Here is a 1,590-nt window from a genome sequence, read left to right on the forward strand (position 1 = left end):
CTCTTTGGCCAACCGCATGATTCCCAGCGCCGAGCGGAAGCCCTGCTCGGGATGGGTGCGATGCTCCATGATCGCGGCGACGTGTCCAGCCGTCTCCGGGCCCACCGTGGCGGCCCAGCGCCGGATCCGTTCCGGTGTCCATTCGGCGTACCGGCGATGGGAAGACGGCATGTGTTCCTTGATCGTGGTGTGCTTGCCCTTCAAGGAACTCCGGGCGTGGGAGGCGACGCGGTTGCCCTTGAACAGGACCTCGATGGTCGTACTCGTCGCGCGCACGTCGACCTTCTTCTTCACCAAGGCGTACGGGACGCTGTAGTAATGGCCGTCGACCTCGATGTGACAGTCGATGCCCACGCCGGCATACGACCACTCTTCGAAGACGTACGGGGATGCCGGCAGCGGTCGAAGGGCCGGTCGGTCGACGGTCTCGAACATCGAGCGGCGGCTGCCGGGGAGTTTCTGGAACCGGCGCTCGTTGAGCCGGGTCAGCAGTCCCCGGATCGCCTCGTTGAGTTCGGTCAGACTGGTGAAGGTGCGATTCCGAAGCGCCGCCAGGATCCACCGCTCGACGAGCAGCACGCCAGCTTCGACCTTGGCCTTGTCTCTGGCCTTTCTCACCCGTGCCGGGATGACCACCGTCCCGTAATGCGCCGCCATCGCGTGATAGGTGGGGTTGATGTCCGGTTCGTACCGGCACGGCTTCGTGACGCCGCTCTTGAGGTTGTCCGGCACGATGATCTCCGGGGACCCCGCCCAGGAATGCGAACGTCCGAACGTGAGCGCCGATCCAGTCCGGCAAGCTCTGCGTTCGGGTCGACTCGGCGTACGAGTAGTTCGATGCGCCCAGCACCGCCACGAAGATCTGGGCGTCGAAGAGGATCTCGCCGGTGCGGCGATCGACGATCGGGACTGTCTGACCGGCGTAATCGACGAAGAGCTTCTCTCCGGCCCGGTGATCCTGCCGCATCACCAGGTCGATCTTGCCGTGCCAGGCCCGGTACAGGTCGCAGAACCAACTGTAGTGGTACCCCTGCGGGTGGCTGGCCCGGTATTCCTCCCACAGCAGGGCCAGGGTGACCCCCTTACGCTTGAGTTCCTGATGGATGTGCGCCCACAGGGGGACGGGGCGGTCCGATACGGCGACGACGGGCGACGGGGGAAACAGGAGGCGTTCCAGATCCGCGGTGGAAAGATCGGACGGGAGGGGCCAGGACAACCCCGCCAGGGCAAACCGGCGAAGGTACGCTCCGGCGGTGCTGCGCGCTACCTGGCAACTGCGGGCGATCTGGCGATCCGAAAGCCCGCAGGCGAACTTGAGTCGAAAGACTTCTTAATCTTGCGCATGGACAATCTCTCCGTCGGCATCCTTTGCCTCCCCCGGGGTTGTTGGGAAAGACGAAAGGATACTCCGACAATCGTTGTCCAGCGCCGCTTCGAACTATGGAAGGACCGTCCGGGGGAATCGGCTGTCGCATTCCGGAAGCATCGGCCAAAGTGGCCGGGATGCTACCGGATCAGGCGGCCGACTTCCACCGGAATGGGTGGCCGGGATCGACCGGAATCGGTGGCCGGAATGGACCGGAATACGCA

General features: G+C 64.5%; 1 pseudogene. It reads right to left on the bottom strand.

Annotated features, from left to right (window positions below):
- Positions 1-1,365: pseudogene (istA, locus tag WAW17_RS18220) on the bottom strand (IS21 family transposase); the annotation flags it as partial.
- Between the last annotated feature and the right edge of the window lie 225 nt (positions 1,366-1,590).

The sequence above is a fragment of the Rhodococcus sp. (in: high G+C Gram-positive bacteria) genome (assembly GCF_049286785.1).
In the GTDB taxonomy this organism is placed as follows: Bacteria; Actinomycetota; Actinomycetes; order Mycobacteriales; family Mycobacteriaceae; genus Rhodococcus_F.